This is a genomic window from Chloroherpetonaceae bacterium (assembly GCA_025056565.1).
Taxonomy (GTDB): Bacteria; Bacteroidota; Chlorobiia; order Chlorobiales; family Thermochlorobacteraceae; genus Thermochlorobacter.
Genome location: JANWWA010000013.1, coordinates 25,797 through 40,969, shown reverse-complemented (window position 1 = coordinate 40,969; position 15,173 = coordinate 25,797). Strand labels below are relative to the sequence as shown.

Below are 15,173 nucleotides of genomic sequence, written 5' to 3'. Positions count from 1 at the left end.
AAAAAAATTCACGTCATACCAGCCCAACTTTGGCAGAGCAATCTTCTCACTCAGTGCAAAGTTGGGCTAAACTTTAACTCAGTATGAAACCCAACCGCCGACGAATTGCAGTTACGGGTATCGGTGTCATTACGCCTATTGGAATCGGCCTGCAGGAATTCTGGGACGCAATGATGGCTGGTAAAAGTGGCGCCGGCCCTATCACGCAGTATGATGCGTCTCAGACTGAGACCAAATTTGCTTGCGAAGTCAAGGGTTTTGACCCACACACATACCTTGACCGCAAGACCGTGCTAAGAATGGATCGCTATTGCCAAATGGGGGTCTCTGCAGCAGAGATGGCGCTGGCTGACATCCGATTCGAGAGCTTAAACATTGACCGCACACGCGTAGGGGTAGTATTCGGCACTGGTATCGGCGGTATGATTACCTACGACCAGCAGTTTCGCACCTTTCTTCAAGGGGGGGCCAGCCGCATTAGTCCATTCTTCATCCCGATGATGATTCCCGACATTGCGGCAGGGCATATCTCCATTCGGCATAAGCTACAAGGCCCAAACTATGCGACGGTCTCGGCATGCGCAACCTCGCTCAATGCCATCATAGATGCCTATATGCTCATTCAAATGGGCTATGCGGATATGATGATTTGTGGTGGTGCTGAAGCCGTCATCACACCATTAGCTGTTGCAGGCTTTAACGCAGCACGAGCACTCTCGACCCGCAACGACGACCCTGAACATGCGTCGCGTCCATATGACCGAGATCGTGATGGATTTGTAATGGGTGAGGGGGCAGCGGCATTAGTCTTGGAGGCTTGGGAGCTGGCAGAGAAGCGTGGAGCACACATCTACGCCGAGCTGGCAGGTGTTGGAATGAGTGCCGATGCGTATCATCTTACCGCACCACATCCTGAGGGCACAGGCGCAATGCTCTCAATGCAGCGTGCACTGGAAGATGCGGGTATCCAACCAGCGCAGATTGAATACATCAACACGCACGGCACTTCCACGCCACTGGGTGATGTAGCTGAACTTTTAGCTATAAAAAAACTCTTCGGCGAGGATATCCGTGGTGTGAGCATTAGCTCTACCAAATCAATGATTGGCCATCTCTTGGGTGCAGCTGGCGCCGTAGAGTCAGTGGCATGCATCTTGGCACTGCAGCACCAGTGCGTGCCACCTACCATCAATATTTTCAACTTAGACCCAGCTGTCGATGTCGATGTAACGCCAAACAAACCGAAACCACGTGAGATTAACTACGTGCTCAACAACGGCTTTGGATTCGGTGGTCATAACTGCACGGTCATCTTTAAGAAATTCACAGGAAAGTAGTATTTTCCTGCAGTTTTCTATCAGTTTGGCTTACACGCCGCCTTTTGTCAGCAAAGGAGAGAAAATTGATGTGAACCAAAAAACCGCTCTGGTGCACGATGTGGCGATGGAAATTTCTCGAAAAGCTTTTTGCGCATAAGCCACCTGCTCCACCCGCTGCTTCCACTCCAACCGATGACCCAGAATTAGCTGCACTGCGCCCTCGCCTTGAAGCCCTCACGCAGTATCCGATTAAAAATCTCAATTTGTTTAAGGTAGCACTGACACACCGCTCCGCAATTGACTTTTCAGACCGCACAACCTTTGTGTCTAATGAGCGGCTGGAGTTTTTGGGTGATGCGGTGCTCGATTTAGTGGCAGCAGAATACCTCTACAATGCTTACCCAGACCTCGACGAGGGGAAGCTCACCAAGCTGCGCTCGCTGGTCGTAAATGCCAAAACGCTGGCAAGCTATGCGCGTGCCCTCTCTTTAGGTGCTCTGCTAATTATCAGCGAATCGGCTGAAATGATGAAGGTTCGGGAGAGCGACACGGCACTATCCGATGCCTTTGAAGCCCTGATTGGAGCAATATACCTTGACGGAGGCTATGAGCGGGCACAAGCCTTCTTGCGCACTCACATTCTTGACAAAACCAACTTTGACGAACTGCTTCGCAAAGAGCAGAACTACAAAAGCGTGCTTTTGGAGTATGCGCAAGCACAGCGGCTGCCGTTGCCAGTCTATGTCGTGATGAGTGAAGATGGTCCTTCACACAACAAGACTTTCACCGTAGCAGTTAAACTCGGTGAGGAGATTTTGGGACAAGGCACAGGTAAAAGCAAGAAAGAAGCAGAACAGCGTGCAGCAAAGGAGGCAGCCTGTAAGCTCAATTTGCAAGCAGAAACCCACTCAGTTTCTCTGGAGCGGTAGGTATCAAGGCAGAGCAGCCCGCGTAGATTTGGGCACAAATGAGCCCAGCTCTGGCACAGCAAGAATCACAGCGACTACGATGATTTGAATAATGATGAAAGGCACAACGCCGCGATAGATATCGGCAGTTTGCACACTGGCTGGCGCTACGCCTTTAAGGTAGAAGAGCGTAAAGCCAAACGGGGGTGTCAGGAACGATGTCTGCAGCATCACCGTGATGAGAATGGCAACCCAAACAAGGTTCATTTCATACTTGACCAGCAGCGGTGTGATGACAGGCACGAAAATGAAGATGATTTCAATAAAGTCAATGAAGCAGCCAGCCAGAAAGATTCCCGCTAACACAAGGGCAAGGAAGAGCATTGGGCTAAGGTTTGACCTTTCAATGAGGCTGACCATCACTGAATCACCTCCGATGCCGCGAAACACAAGCCCAAATGCAGTGGCACCGACCAAGATGATGAAGACCATTGAGGTCAAAAAAGTGGTCTGCTTGCAAGTTTCCAACACGACTTGCCAATTGAGTTTGCCTTCAATTGCGGTAAGCACCATAGAGACGGCTGCGCCAACGGCTGCTGCTTCAGTCGGGGTCGCAATCCCTGCATAGATTGAGCCAAGCACCGCTAATACCAAAAGAAAAGGCAGCACAAGCGCACGCACAATGCGCCGCACAATACCCTCACTCCAAAACTCTTTAAGTTCTGCGGCATCAACCGAGGGTGCTTCTTGGGGCCTGAGATAGGCAAGAAAGATAATGTACAGCAGATACCCGCCGACCAGCAACCCGCTTGGAATCAAGGCAGCTGCAAAAAGGTCGCCAACAGAGACATTCATCACGCTCCCAAGCAAGACCATGACCACGCTGGGTGGCACCAACTGTCCCAGTGTGCCAGCTGCAGCAATTGTGCCAGTAGCCAAGCTCTTGCTGAATCCTCGCCTGAGCATGGTTGGCAGACTAAGTAGCCCCATTGTCGTAACCGTTGCGCCGACAACCCCTGTGGTTGCGCCCAACATTGCGCCAACAATCACCACCGACAGCGCCAAGCCGCCGCGTAGTCGACCCATTATAAGCGCCATCGTGTCGAGCAGTCGCTCTGCAATGCCAGATTTTTCCAGCATACTGCCCATAAAGACGAAAAGTGGCACGGCAATGAGCACATAGTTGTTCATAATCCCGTAAATCCGCAGCGGCAGGAGGTTGAAAAAGTCAAAGCCAAATGCAAACAGCCCGAATATCACCGATAGCCCGCCCAGCGTAAAAGCAACAGGAAAACCCAAAAGCAGACCCGCAAAAAGCAGGAGAAACAGTAGCAGTGTGAGTAGCTCGCTTGACATTAGTTAGAATTCTCCTTTGTTTGTCTCAGCATAGAGAGGCTTTCCAAGAGCAGCCCAATGCCTTGCAATAAAAGCAAACCCGTTCCAACGACGATAGACGATTTAATAATCCAGCGAAATGGCAGGCCCCCTGAGTCAGGAGACGCTTCATTCGAGACGAAGGCATTGAGGGTGTAGGGCACGCCAGTCGCAATAATCACGATGCAGAAAGGCAAAAGGAAAATGAGTGTGCCAAGAAGATTAACAAGTGCCTTTCGCTGGTCTGAAAGTTTTGCGTAGAAAATATCAACCCGCACATGTCGATCGTGGCGCAGCGTCCAACCTGCCGAGAGAAGAAAAAGCAAGGAGAAAAGATGCCACTCCATTTCATAGAAAAAGGCACTGGTTTGCTTGAAGAAATACCGCACCACTACATCAATGGAGACCAGTGCCACGATAGCAAGGTTGAGAAGTGCTGCGGCTTTGCCAATTGCGTCATTGATTGCGCTAACGAATCGGATGTAAGCCTTCATCACTGTTTTGGTGAAAACGCGTTGGCTGTAAAGTATGCAGTGGAAGAACCGTTATGGCAAGTCTAAGTATGGACGAATAGCATCTTCAGATTTTTTGTTCCACTCCAAGATGTTTTTCTTGAATGCCATCATACTTTCGTAGGCGCGCTTTGCCAGCGGATCTTTGGCAGTCTCTTCTTCGGCAACTTCTTTGGCTAAGCGCTTAAGCTCCTGCAACACCTCTTTTGGCAACTCTCTCAGTTGCACCTTTTCTTCACTGATAAGTTTTTGCAGGTAAAGATTATTCTTCGCTTCAAATTCAGAGAGAATGCTGATGTTGCTGTGAGCTGCAGCATCACGAATAATTTGCTTAAGGTCGGCGGGCAAGGCATCAAACGCTTTTTTGTTGACAATTAGCTCGAAGGCTGTGCCAGGTTCATGCCAGCCGGGATAATAGTAATACTTTGCGGCTTTGTGAAGCCCCAGCTTGTAATCGTGATAGGGGCCGATCCACTCTGCAGCATCAACTACGCCACGTTCTAAGCTGGTGTAGATTTCATTCGCTGCCAAAGTAACTGATGAGCCGCCAGCTTTGGCAATAACTTTGCCACCCCAACCGGGAATGCGCATTTTAAGCCCCTTGAGGTCAGCTACAGACTTAATTTCTTTATTGAACCAGCCAGCCATTTGCACCCCTGTATTGCCACAGAGAAACGGTATGACCCCGTGCGGCGCATATGCTTCCTCCCAGAGTTCTTTGCCGCCGCCCCAGTAGTACCATGCATTAAACTGCTGTGCATTGAGACCGAAGGGGATAGACGCAAAGAGTGGTGCAGCTGGCACTTTGCCAACCCAATAATATGCCGCACTGTGTCCCATCTCGGCTGTGCCTTGACTGACTGCATTGAAGACTTCTAAGCCGGGCACCAACTCTCCTGCACCATAGACTTGAATTTTAAGGCGACCGTTAGAGGCGCTATCGATATACTGAGCCAGTCGTTCTGCGCCTTCACCCAGCACGGGAAACTTAGGCGCCCACGATGTGACCAGTTTCCACCTGTAGACTTGCGTAGCCGTCGCTGCTGCACCGCCTGAGCTACCTGATTGGGGGTTGCCACCGCATGATGCAAAGAGAAAAATGCAAATGATACCGATAGGAAGCGCAAGTCTCATAGCTCCAACTGGTTGTTTTAGTTGCTTTGTTGAAAGAAGTGCGCCTAAGATACATAAACCAGAGCAAAACAGTAAGAACGATGTGGAAACGACACTCACGCCGTTCTCTGTCAGGAAAAGACGAATTGGGGAGGATACTTTTTACTCTCTAAGAAAAGAGCGTCGACCCACGAAGGAGAAAAATGGCAGAATCAGTGAGCAAGCGACTTGGTTACATTACAACTTTCACACTATATTCAAACATTTCTTTTTGATTGCGCCTTCGTCGCCACAAAACATCTATGACAAGGAGATGATAAAAGTAACAAACGCCGCTGTAGAGCAATTAGCTGGTCTGCCGCTGACATTGCCACCTGTGCAAGACCTTGCTGTCGGACGAACCTTAGTAATTGTGCCGACCTACAATGAAGCTGAAAACATTTCGCTCTTGGTTCGCCGTGTGATGGGTTTGGAAGTGCCTGACTTAGAAATGCTGGTTGTCGACGACAATTCGCCTGATGGCACCGCAGAGGTGGTGCGCTCACTTCAAAAGAGCTATAAGCGTTTGCATCTTATTCAGCGCGAAGGTAAGCTCGGTCTGGGCACAGCATATGTGCGGGGTTTCAAGTTTGCTCTCGAGCGTGGCTATGACTTCATCATGGAAATGGACGCAGACCTTTCACACGACCCCTTTATGATCCCGCACTTTTTGGTGGCTATTAAAGATGCAGACCTCGTCATTGGCTCACGCTATTTGGGCGATGTGGCCAATGTGGTCAACTGGCCGCTCTCTCGACTGATTCTCTCAAAAGGCGCAAGCCTCTACACTCGCATTATTACAGGAATGCCAGTGCAGGACCCGACAGGCGGCTTTAAGTGTTTTCGACGCTGCGTGCTGGAGTCGCTGAACCTTGATGAAATTCACTCAGGTGGGTATTCCTTCCAGATAGAGATGAACTTTAAGGCATGGGCAAAAGGCTTCAGGATTAAAGAAATTCCGATTGTCTTTACAGACCGCACCGTCGGTAAGTCCAAAATGTCGCGCAAAATTATCTTTGAGGCTATCTATATGGTTTGGGTGCTAAAGATGCGTCAGCTCTTTGGCAAGCTGTAAAACAAGTGCATAAAAAGCTAACAGGAGTGCAGTGCGCCACCTGATTCATTCCACTCTATGAACGTACGCAATTGGCACATTGAAACGCTGCTCATTCACGGTGGCGAGTGGCACAATACGACCCGTGCAGTCGTGCCACCAATTTGGCAGACTTCGACTTACAAAGCGCCTGACGATGCCGATGCTTTTGCAGAACTGGCACGCTCGCCGAACCCAAAAGAATTTTACTCACGCTACGGTAACCCGACCAGCGCACAGGTGCAAGAAATTTTAGCCCAACTGGAAGGGGCAGAAGCAGCTGTGCTGACAGCATCTGGAATGGGAGCAATCTCCTCCGCAGTTCTGGCGGTTGTCAAAGCAGGTGGGCATATTGTCTCGCAAACCTCTCTCTACGCAGGCACCCTGACGCTTTTTCGTGATGTATTGCCAGCACTGGGTATTGAGACCACCTTTGTGGAACAGACAGATGCACAAGCATTTGAACAAGCTATTCGTCCAAATACGCAACTTCTCTATGTAGAAACACCTGCGAATCCGCTAATGAAACTAACGGATTTGCAGGCAGTAGCTACGATCGCAAAATCAAAAGGCATTTTTACGCTGTGCGACAATACATTTGCAACGCCGCTGGTGCAGCAGCCTTTGCAATGGGGCATTGATGCAGTGGTGCATAGCGCTACAAAATTTTTAGGCGGACACTCCGACCTGACAGCAGGGGTGGTATGTGGCAGTAAAGCCTTCATAGAAGCAGTCTGGAAGAAGACTGTCATACTGGGCTGTGCACTCTCTGCATTTGATGCGTGGCTGTTGCTGCGAGGCTTGCGCACCCTCTCGCTACGTGTTCGCCAAGCTAACGAGACCGCTGCCAAGCTCGCTGCGTATCTGCATTCGCACCCGAAAGTTGCATGCGTCTATCATCCATCATTGCCCTCACATCCGCAGCATGCTCTGGCGTGCAAGCAAATGCAGGGCTTTACGGCGATGCTCAGCTTTGAGCTGAGAGGTCGCTCAGAACAGGAAAGGTTTCGAAAGGCACAAGCGGTAATTGGAGCGATGAAACTTGCAACGAATGCTGTAAGTTTGGGAGGCGTAGAGTCGTTAGTGGTGCACCCAGCAAGTATGTGGAGCGCACAGTATACGCCCGAACAGCTGGTCGCTGCAGGCATTCCCTCAGGACTGGTTCGCGTCTCAGTAGGTCTGGAGCACGCCGACGACCTTCTGCGTGACTTTGCACAGGCCTTAGAACAAGTTTAGGCTCAATTCACCTCAATTGCGTGATGACTATGCTGGATACAGTCTTAGACCGCAAAACTTTGCAGCTTGCCTACATTCGCGAAACGCTTGAATACAGTGCGGAGCTAAAGCGCCGCTTGGCACGAGAAAATGCCGAAGAGATTTTCCGAATGGCAGAGTGTATTACTGAAGCCTTCAAGCGAGGCAACAAGCTTTTGATATGTGGCAACGGTGGCAGTGCCGCTGACGCACAACACATCGCAACAGAATTTACCATTCGCTACCGCAGCACCGTTAATCGTCCAGCTATGCCAGCAATTGCGCTTACCACCGATAGCTCGGCGCTGACTGGTGGGGCCAATGACCTTGGCTACGATAATGTCTTTGCACGCCTTGTGGAAGCATGGGGCAAACCCGGCGATGTGCTCTTGGGCATTTCGACAAGCGGCAACTCAGAGAGCGTCATTCGTGCAATCAAATATGCCAAAGAGCACAGCCTAAGCACACTGGCTCTGCTCGGCAATACGGGTGGCAAGATGAAGGGGTTAGCAGATATTGAAGTCGTCGTGCCGCATCAGGGCGCCGCAGACAGAATCCAAGAAAGCCACATCGCCATTGCGCACATTATCATTCAGCTTGTAGAAGAAAACTTTGGCTACACCGACACAGCCAGATGAACACGATTGAAGGGCACCTTTCTGCGCAAGGGCTTCGATTTGCAATTGTTGCGTCGCGCTGGAATGACTTTATTGGCTCGCGCTTAGTGGAAGGCGCAGTGGATTGCATTGTGCGACACGGAGGAGACCCTAACCACATTTCACTGTATCGCTGCCCAGGATCTTTTGAACTGCCGATGGTGGTAAGGAAGGTCGCACTCGCCAAGCAATATGATGCGGTGATTGCAATCGGTGTGCTAATTCGCGGCGCAACACCGCATTTCGAACTCATTGCTGCCGAAACCACTAAAGGCATTGCACAAGCAGCGATTGATGCGGGCATACCAGTTACATTTGGAGTACTTACAACGGACACAATTGAGCAGGCTATTGAGCGCGCTGGCACTAAAGCAGGTAACAAAGGTTGGGAAGCAGCAGCCGCAGCAATCGAGATGGCAAACCTGTATCGGCATCTTCAAGATTGACTGGAAAGCATCTTCTCGTGTCGGTAGCGGCAGTAATCGCCGTGCACAATACGGCGGGACTCGCAGACTGTGCCGTTGTAGAAATAAGCAAAGGCACGCTGGCGTTTGCCGTTTCTATCTCGCACAGTAACCCACCGCCGAAGGTAAAGCGACTGTGACTCGCAGCTTGGCATATAGTCTTCTTCCTCATCAAGGCGGGCAAGCGTAGGCGCATCGACCTCGTAAAGTTCACCATAGACCGTACCATTCCCCTTTTTGATACCTGGATAGTCGCCCAAATCATAGAGTCTGGCTCGAATAGTGCCATCACCTAAGTAAGAACTGTTCTGCAATAGCCAGTGTCGTTCTAAGCCACGGCGCAGCGTGCCATACACAAAGAGTTTCATTGCACTGGGCTGATGTGCTATGTAATTGGTGAAGCATAGACGCACTAAGCGCAAGTAAGTATAAGCAGCAACCGACGAAGCATCAAAGGTAAGACCACTGGTTAAGGCAAAGCGGCATCTCAGCTCAGCACTTGACGGCAAAAAATCTGCAGAAAATCTTTGGAAAATTGTGAGCAACAATTATTTTTGCAGTCCAACTTTTACAATCAACGATTTCTTAACACAACTGATTTAGAAAGGTTGTCTTATCAGAAAAAACAAGTATGGCAGGAAAGGTAAAGCTCTACGAGACATCGGTCGTTTTTGATGGAAACTTAGATGATGAAACCATTCAGGCAGCAATAGAGAAAGTCAAGCATCTGATTGTCTCATTAGGTGGAGAGATAAAAAATGTGTTGGACAACGGACGCAAGAAGTTAGCATACAAGATTCAGAAGCATACAGTTGGATATTATGTGCATATTGAGTTCCAAGCTCCCCCAACTGCGCTTGCGGAACTTGACCGTCAGTATCGGCTCAATGAGCAGATAATTCGTTTCCTCACAATTACTCTCGACAAGCCGCTCTTAGAGATTCGCGAGCGCGTCAGCAAATACGGCACGGCACAACCTGCCGCAGAGCCGAAGCCTGAAACCGCGCAGGCATGAAGGGTTCTTTTTTACTTCTATGTTTGTATTTGTCTTGTAATAAAACCAACTCATTGGAGGAGAGCAATGGCAGACCTGAAAATGCCAGAAATCAATAGCGTGGTTATTGCAGGCAACCTCACCAAAGACCCGATTTTTAGGCAAACGACAACGGGTACGCCTGTAGTAAACTTTACGATTGCATGCAATCGTAGATTTCGCGACAGCAATAACCAGTGGCAAGAAGATGTATGCTACGTCGGTGTGGTTGCTTGGAATAAGCTAGCTGAATCGTGCCGTGATAACTTGCACAAGAGCAGTGCTGTGCTCGTCGATGGAGAGCTTCAAAGCCGCACTTGGAAACTGCAGGACAACACCACCCGCACTGTCGTTGAAATCAAGGCACGGCGAATTCAATTCCTCAACAAGCGTCGCCGCAACGATGAGGATTCTGGCGTTGTCGAGGAGTATAGCGACGACTCACAGGTCAGTAGCAAAGATCTCTACGAATACAAGTATCTCAATGGAGACGGTGAAGTGACCGTCGATAACAACCGCTAAGACTGGAAGAAAAAACAATGGCAGCCAAGAGTTCCAGTGTTGTGCGTCCTGCGCAGCGCATCTCAGCGCTGCGCAGCCGCAATGCTGCAGCCGCAGCTAAAAATCAGGTTGTTTTCTTCGACTACCGTGATGAGCGCAAACTGCGGCGCTTTATCAACGAGCAGGGTAAAATCATTCCTCGCCGCATTACAGGACTTTCTGCAAAAGAGCAGCGCCTACTGACCAAGTCTATCAAGTGGGCGCGCCACTTAGCTATCATTCCATTTGTCTCAGACCAAATTAAGTAAAGGAGCGTGGCAATGCAGGTTATTCTGAGGAAAGATGTAGAGAAGCTGGGTGAAGCTGGTCAAGTCGTCAAGGTCAAGGATGGCTACGCTCGGAACTTTCTTATCCCGCGTGGGCTTGCCGTGCGTGCCACCGAAGGAATGCTGAGAGCACTGGAAGAAGAAAAAAAGCAAAAGGCGTTTAAGATTGAACGTGAGCGTAAAGCTGCACGTGACCTTGCAGCAACACTCGAGCGCCTTACATTGCATATCAAAGCCAAAGCAGGCGAAGGGGGGCGGCTGTATGGCACAGTAACGACACAAATGGTTGCAGATGCCCTGAAGGCGAAAGGCTTTGAGATTGACCGCAAACAGATCACTATTGACCCACCTATTAAGCAAATCGGTAAGCACGAAGCATCTCTGAAGCTCTACTCTGACGTGATTGCAAAATTGCAGCTGGAAGTTGAACCCGAAGCTGCAGAATAGCCTGGCGCACATATAGGCAAAAGAGGACGCCATTCCCACAAGCAGAGGCAAAAGGAGCAAGTGAGACTGCCATCAAAGGTGCTTGCTTACTGCTTGCCTGCTTCGTAACTTAGCGCTCCATGCGCGATGTCTATGAAAAAAATTACTGCGCTCTACTCTGTCCTGCTGCTTGTCTCAGGGATTGCCTTAGCCAATACAGCTATTACACGGTTTGTAGCAGTACCAGCCATTGACCGCATCTATGTGCGCTGGTCAGCATCGGTAGAAGTCAATCTGCTGCGCTACGAGGTCTATCGCCGCACTGACAACGATCCTTCGCTGCTGCTGATTGCAACGGTGCAGCCAACAGGGCCGGGTAGCAGCTACGAAGTAGCAGATGTAAATGTAGCTCGCGTAGCTCCAGCGGCGTCGACAGCGCCTGTGCCGGCTGTGCTGGCTTCAACGCGCTACACCTACATCTTGCGCATTGTAGGCACTACACGCACTGACGAAATGCAAACTTCACTAGTCTATCAGACCTCGACCACGCGGCGCACATGGGGCAGCATCAAAGCACTGTTTCGGTGAAGCAGTACGAATCTACATTTCCACAATTGTAACGCCAGCCCCGCCTTCGTCCCAATTGCCTAAACGAAACGACTTTACGCGCTTATCGTTCTTCAAGTATTCCATAATACGTTTGCGAAGTGCACCTGTGCCTTTGCCGTGAATAAGATCAACCTTGTGCAAACCGTGCGAGATAGATTCATCGAGAAATTTTTCAACACGGAGAATCGCTTCATCGCCCATCAAGCCGCGCAAATCCAAGCGTGTGGGCACCTCTTTGATATCCAGATGTGGCGCAGAGTTGACTTTTTGCTCCTTCCGCTCAGCTTCACGAGCTTCCTTGTTTGAGAGCTTTTGCAGGTTGCGCACTTGTGTTTTCATTCGAAAGTTGCCGAAGCCAACGACAGCGTCTTCACCGTCAAGTTCTAGTACCTCACCTACTGCATTGGTGTCGAGCAACTTCACCTTATCGCCCACACGCAAGGTAGCATCTGGCGTATCACTCGAGGGCTGATTAGGAAGGGTCACAGCTTCTTCGGCTGCCAGCTCTTTGCGGAACTTCTCGAGCTCTTTGCGGGCTTGTTTGACCGTATCGCTATCAGCTTGAGTTTGTCTGATATCCTTGACAGCTTTCTCAATAATGCTGTTGGCTTGCGCTAGTAAGCGCTTGGCTTCTTGCAAACTTTGACGACGCAGCTCTTTTCTCTCCTGCTCAAGTGCACGAAGTTTTTGCTGGTATGATTCAGTTAGGCGTTTTAGCTCGGTTTGCTCGCGCAGTAAAGCAGTGCGCTCGGCTTGCACAGCTTGCAGCTCGAAGCTCAATTTGGCAATAAGGTCTTCAAGCGCATGTTTGTTTTCGCCCATAAAGCGCTCTGCATTGTCCAAGATGTGCGGTGCAAAGCCCATTCGCCGAGCCATTTCCAAAGCAAAGCTGCTGCCCGGCACGCCCATCTGAAACTGATAGGTGGGGCGAAGCTCAGCCGCATCGAATTGCATGGAGCCATTTACAGCCCCTTCACGACGATGCGCATATGCTTTTAGCATACCTTGATGTGTGGTAACGATTGTGAGCGCCTTGCGCGTAATGAGGCTCTCCAACACAGCTGTGGCAATTGCGGCGCCTTCTTCAGGGTCAGTGCCCGAGCAGATTTCGTCAATTAAGACAAGGCTGTCACTTGTGGCGTTCTCCAAAATCTCTTTCAAATTTTTTAGATGTGAGCTGAATGTAGAGAGGTCATTTTCAATCGACTGCTCATCGCCGATTTCCACAAAGATGCGGTCGAAGAGCGTAAGACGCGAACCTTCTTTGCACGGCAGGAGAAAACCAAACTGTAGCATGTAAGCAAGCAGCCCGACAGTTTTCATGGCAACGGATTTGCCGCCTGCATTTGGACCAGTGATAACAAGCGTGCGCGTATTAGCGTCCAAAGTAAGCGACAGCGGCACGACAGGCTTACCCAGTTTCCTATGCGTCAGCAAAAGCCAAGGGTTGTATGCCTCAATGAGACGAAGTGATTTTTCTTCGGAAAGTTCAGGCATCACTCCGCCGATCTCAATTGCAAAGCGCGCTTTGGCGTAGAGCGCATCAAACTCAGAGAGAATTTCTTGATTGCTGAGCAAGTGCTCAAGCTCATGACGCAGAAGGCGAGCCGTCTCACGCAAGATGCGTTCAATTTCTCGCTGCTCTTGAATTTCTAAGTCGCGGATTTCATTCGAGAGCATCAGAGTTTCAGCCGGCTCAATGAACACAGTTTGCCCAGACTGCGAAAAATCGTGAATAAAGCCCGGCACTTGATACTTGTGCTCCACACGAAACCCTAAGACCATTCGCCCATTGCGAATTGTGATGGTCTCTTCCATGAGCATACCTGCTTCAGCGTAGCGACGCAAGAGCGACTCCATTTTCCGCCTAAGTGCACTGCGTTTCTGCTCAAGAGAGTGGCGAATGAAGGTCAAAGCATCGCTGGCGGAAGTGCGCACTTCACCGAACTCATCAACTACACGGCTAATTTCATACTGCAGGGATTTTTCCATCCAGAGATTTTCCGTAAGTAAGTTGAGGTTCGGATATGTCTCACGGCGCGCAAAGATGAACTTTTTGAGTTGCGACGCAATCCGCAGTGAAATGGCAACTTGCAGAAGCTCTTTCGGCTGCAAGAAATTTTCTTCAATTGCAAGTTTGCGATACAGCTCGCGTGTATCAGGTAGCGACGGAATCGGTAGCTCTTCACCTGATTCCAAAAGACGCTTCAGCTCCAGAGCCTTGCGGAGTTCTAACTCCAGTGCCGCAAGTGAAAGAATGGGCATTGCCTCGGAGAGACGCGCTCGCCCCATATCCGAGAGACAAAGCCGCTCAGCATAGCGAAGAATCTTGTCAAAATCGAGTTTTTCTGATAGCGTCATTGCAAAACTACGATGAATAGCGTGCTTGTGATTTGCGTTGCTGCAACTGTCACTTGCAAAGATACTGCAGAACAAGTCGGCTTGTGCAATCGTTTTTAACTCGAGCCACAGGCGAGCCTTAAACCTTTCGCAGCACCTATCTGTCTTTTATAGCGGAAAGTGCCTGTATGGGCACAAATTAAACGGAAACCATTAACGCAAAACAGCCATAACAAACTATGAAACGCCTATCATTCTTTCCGCTGCTTTTAGCTGGCTTTATTGCCTTTGCTGCTGCAGGTTGCCAGAATGCAACAGGGCCTGTTCAAGACGACAGCCTACTGGCAACAATAGATGCTGCTGAGGTCATTGCAGGAGCTATAGGCTCTGACAATGGCGGCTTGCACGACCAACTGACTGATATTGTCGAACTTTCGCTCGACGGCGTGCTGGGGCTGGTAGCTGTGCCAGATGAACCAAATTTGATGGACAATCGTCCAGGACCAATGCTCAGCCGTGGCGGAGTAGTCCGTCGCCGTGAATATGACCCGAACACCCAGACTTGGACAATTACAGTGCAACGCACGATGAATTCACCAGTGGTGCAAGGCAGTTGGATGCGCCAGTATCGCTTGCGCTTTTCTCGCAATGGAGTTGGGCAGCAATTTTTCCGCACCAACAATCAATATGCCGACCTTGTGACATTTGAGATTGTGCCTGACTCTTGCTCGGGCAGTTTCAAGAGCCCACGCATTTCGCATCGCTTAACGCGTCTTGAAGGGGCTGTGCGTGGCACAATTTCCGTTGCCGATACGGCGAATCCAATTATGACAATTAACTCTACAGCGCCCTATCGTCGAGCTGCAATTGACTCACTGAAAATCGGTGAAGCACTGCGCGTGAGCAACCACACTGTGACCGCAACACTGCGTGATGTAGTTGTGCCACTAAGTCGTGCACGCCGCTTCCAGAACATTTATGCCCGTGCCACATCGGGAACGATTAGCGGCACATACACGGCAAACATCACATTCGTGCGCGGCGAGCAGTATGAAGAGAGCCAAGTCAACCGCGAGTTTACGATTGACCTCTCGCAGGAGCGCAATGGTCGTCTGCCACTATCGCTGCGGGGGCGACGTGGTGAATTCAGGGGTTTCTTTGAGTGGGTGCCAGGCCTCTTTATGCGCTAAGAAGCTGTCCTAACGA

17 protein-coding genes are annotated in these 15,173 nt (G+C 50.1%); 12 read left to right on the top strand and 5 right to left on the bottom strand.

Annotated elements, in window-relative coordinates; translation table 11 throughout:
- Positions 1-83 precede the first annotated feature (83 nt).
- Both fabF and rnc read left to right on the top strand, forming a co-directional pair.
- A complete protein-coding gene (gene fabF, locus NZM05_10185) occupies positions 84-1,337 on the top strand; it encodes a beta-ketoacyl-ACP synthase II (protein MCS7013982.1) in 1,254 nt (417 codons plus the stop codon).
- A 98-nt stretch (positions 1,338-1,435) separates the two neighbouring features.
- A complete protein-coding gene (rnc, locus tag NZM05_10180; GenBank protein MCS7013981.1) occupies positions 1,436-2,248 on the top strand; it encodes a ribonuclease III in 813 nt (270 codons plus the stop codon).
- Positions 2,249-2,251: 3 nt separating this feature from the next.
- On the opposite strand, the gene NZM05_10175 is transcribed toward rnc, so the two are convergent.
- Genes NZM05_10175 through NZM05_10165 form a run of 3 tightly spaced genes read right to left on the bottom strand, consistent with a single transcriptional unit; the run spans position 2,252 to position 5,247 of the window.
- Positions 2,252-3,583 (bottom strand): TRAP transporter large permease subunit, encoded by a 1,332-nt coding sequence (locus NZM05_10175; protein ID MCS7013980.1) that lies wholly within the window; start codon positions 3,581-3,583, stop codon positions 2,252-2,254.
- A complete protein-coding gene (locus tag NZM05_10170) occupies positions 3,583-4,095 on the bottom strand; it encodes a TRAP transporter small permease subunit (protein MCS7013979.1) in 513 nt (170 codons plus the stop codon). The genes NZM05_10175 and NZM05_10170 overlap by 1 nt, the downstream gene beginning before the upstream one ends.
- Positions 4,096-4,146: 51 nt before the next feature.
- Positions 4,147-5,247 carry a TRAP transporter substrate-binding protein gene (locus tag NZM05_10165; protein ID MCS7013978.1) on the bottom strand — a complete coding sequence of 367 codons (1,101 nt, stop codon included), beginning with the start codon at positions 5,245-5,247 and terminating at the stop codon, positions 4,147-4,149.
- 346 nt (positions 5,248-5,593) lie between these two features.
- Between NZM05_10165 and NZM05_10160 the strand changes: the two genes are divergently transcribed.
- The 4 genes from NZM05_10160 to ribE are packed head-to-tail and all read left to right on the top strand — an operon-like array spanning position 5,594 to position 8,714.
- Entirely contained in the window at positions 5,594-6,340 is a 747-nt protein-coding gene (locus NZM05_10160; protein ID MCS7013977.1) for a polyprenol monophosphomannose synthase, read from the top strand.
- A 57-nt stretch (positions 6,341-6,397) separates the two neighbouring features.
- Complete coding sequence (locus NZM05_10155) at positions 6,398-7,594, top strand: aminotransferase class I/II-fold pyridoxal phosphate-dependent enzyme (GenBank protein ID MCS7013976.1); 1,197 nt, start codon at positions 6,398-6,400, stop codon at positions 7,592-7,594.
- 29 nt (positions 7,595-7,623) lie between these two features.
- Positions 7,624-8,250 carry a D-sedoheptulose 7-phosphate isomerase gene (gene gmhA / locus NZM05_10150; protein MCS7013975.1) on the top strand — a complete coding sequence of 209 codons (627 nt, stop codon included), beginning with the start codon at positions 7,624-7,626 and terminating at the stop codon, positions 8,248-8,250.
- Entirely contained in the window at positions 8,247-8,714 is a 468-nt protein-coding gene (gene ribE / locus NZM05_10145) for a 6,7-dimethyl-8-ribityllumazine synthase (protein ID MCS7013974.1), read from the top strand. Before gmhA ends, ribE begins: the two co-directional genes overlap by 4 nt.
- On the opposite strand, the gene NZM05_10140 is transcribed toward ribE, so the two are convergent.
- Complete coding sequence (locus NZM05_10140) at positions 8,705-9,100, bottom strand: gamma-glutamylcyclotransferase (protein ID MCS7013973.1); 396 nt, start codon at positions 9,098-9,100, stop codon at positions 8,705-8,707. The genes ribE and NZM05_10140 overlap by 10 nt on opposite strands.
- A 263-nt stretch (positions 9,101-9,363) precedes the next feature.
- Between NZM05_10140 and rpsF the strand changes: the two genes are divergently transcribed.
- The 5 genes from rpsF to NZM05_10115 all read left to right on the top strand — a co-directional run bounded on the left by rpsF (position 9,364) and on the right by NZM05_10115 (position 11,606).
- Positions 9,364-9,747: a 30S ribosomal protein S6 gene (gene rpsF, locus NZM05_10135; GenBank protein MCS7013972.1), complete on the top strand. Its 384-nt coding sequence runs from the start codon at positions 9,364-9,366 to the stop codon at positions 9,745-9,747.
- A gap of 66 nt (positions 9,748-9,813) precedes the next feature.
- Positions 9,814-10,287 (top strand): single-stranded DNA-binding protein, encoded by a 474-nt coding sequence (locus NZM05_10130; GenBank protein MCS7013971.1) that lies wholly within the window; start codon positions 9,814-9,816, stop codon positions 10,285-10,287.
- Between the two features lie 17 nt (positions 10,288-10,304).
- Positions 10,305-10,574 carry a 30S ribosomal protein S18 gene (gene rpsR, locus NZM05_10125; protein MCS7013970.1) on the top strand — a complete coding sequence of 90 codons (270 nt, stop codon included), beginning with the start codon at positions 10,305-10,307 and terminating at the stop codon, positions 10,572-10,574.
- A gap of 12 nt (positions 10,575-10,586) precedes the next feature.
- Complete coding sequence (rplI, locus tag NZM05_10120; protein MCS7013969.1) at positions 10,587-11,039, top strand: 50S ribosomal protein L9; 453 nt, start codon at positions 10,587-10,589, stop codon at positions 11,037-11,039.
- A gap of 132 nt (positions 11,040-11,171) precedes the next feature.
- Positions 11,172-11,606 carry a hypothetical protein gene (locus NZM05_10115; protein MCS7013968.1) on the top strand — a complete coding sequence of 145 codons (435 nt, stop codon included), beginning with the start codon at positions 11,172-11,174 and terminating at the stop codon, positions 11,604-11,606.
- Between the two features lie 12 nt (positions 11,607-11,618).
- On the opposite strand, the gene NZM05_10110 is transcribed toward NZM05_10115, so the two are convergent.
- On the bottom strand, positions 11,619-13,988 hold the full coding sequence (locus NZM05_10110) for an endonuclease MutS2 (protein MCS7013967.1): 2,370 nt from the start codon (positions 13,986-13,988) through the stop codon (positions 11,619-11,621).
- Between the two features lie 218 nt (positions 13,989-14,206).
- Here NZM05_10110 and NZM05_10105 point away from each other — a divergent pair, with 218 nt between their 5' ends.
- A complete protein-coding gene (locus tag NZM05_10105) occupies positions 14,207-15,157 on the top strand; it encodes a hypothetical protein (protein MCS7013966.1) in 951 nt (316 codons plus the stop codon).
- The last annotated feature ends 16 nt before the right edge of the window (positions 15,158-15,173 follow it).

Excerpts from the sequence above, each read along its gene's own strand:
- fabF (MCS7013982.1), top strand. The coding sequence starts at position 84 with ATGAAACCCAACCGCCGACGAATTGCAGTTACGGGTATCGGTGTCATT.
- rnc (MCS7013981.1), top strand. The coding sequence starts at position 1,436 with ATGTGGCGATGGAAATTTCTCGAAAAGCTTTTTGCGCATAAGCCACCT.
- NZM05_10175 (MCS7013980.1), bottom strand. The coding sequence starts at position 3,583 with ATGTCAAGCGAGCTACTCACACTGCTACTGTTTCTCCTGCTTTTTGCG.
- NZM05_10170 (MCS7013979.1), bottom strand. The coding sequence starts at position 4,095 with ATGAAGGCTTACATCCGATTCGTTAGCGCAATCAATGACGCAATTGGC.
- NZM05_10165 (MCS7013978.1), bottom strand. The coding sequence starts at position 5,247 with ATGAGACTTGCGCTTCCTATCGGTATCATTTGCATTTTTCTCTTTGCA.
- NZM05_10155 (MCS7013976.1), top strand. The coding sequence starts at position 6,398 with ATGAACGTACGCAATTGGCACATTGAAACGCTGCTCATTCACGGTGGC.
- gmhA (MCS7013975.1), top strand. The coding sequence starts at position 7,624 with ATGCTGGATACAGTCTTAGACCGCAAAACTTTGCAGCTTGCCTACATT.
- ribE (MCS7013974.1), top strand. The coding sequence starts at position 8,247 with ATGAACACGATTGAAGGGCACCTTTCTGCGCAAGGGCTTCGATTTGCA.
- NZM05_10140 (MCS7013973.1), bottom strand. The coding sequence starts at position 9,100 with ATGAAACTCTTTGTGTATGGCACGCTGCGCCGTGGCTTAGAACGACAC.
- rpsF (MCS7013972.1), top strand. The coding sequence starts at position 9,364 with ATGGCAGGAAAGGTAAAGCTCTACGAGACATCGGTCGTTTTTGATGGA.
- NZM05_10130 (MCS7013971.1), top strand. The coding sequence starts at position 9,814 with ATGGCAGACCTGAAAATGCCAGAAATCAATAGCGTGGTTATTGCAGGC.
- rpsR (MCS7013970.1), top strand. The coding sequence starts at position 10,305 with ATGGCAGCCAAGAGTTCCAGTGTTGTGCGTCCTGCGCAGCGCATCTCA.
- rplI (MCS7013969.1), top strand. The coding sequence starts at position 10,587 with ATGCAGGTTATTCTGAGGAAAGATGTAGAGAAGCTGGGTGAAGCTGGT.
- NZM05_10115 (MCS7013968.1), top strand. The coding sequence starts at position 11,172 with ATGAAAAAAATTACTGCGCTCTACTCTGTCCTGCTGCTTGTCTCAGGG.
- NZM05_10110 (MCS7013967.1), bottom strand. The coding sequence starts at position 13,988 with ATGACGCTATCAGAAAAACTCGATTTTGACAAGATTCTTCGCTATGCT.
- NZM05_10105 (MCS7013966.1), top strand. The coding sequence starts at position 14,207 with ATGAAACGCCTATCATTCTTTCCGCTGCTTTTAGCTGGCTTTATTGCC.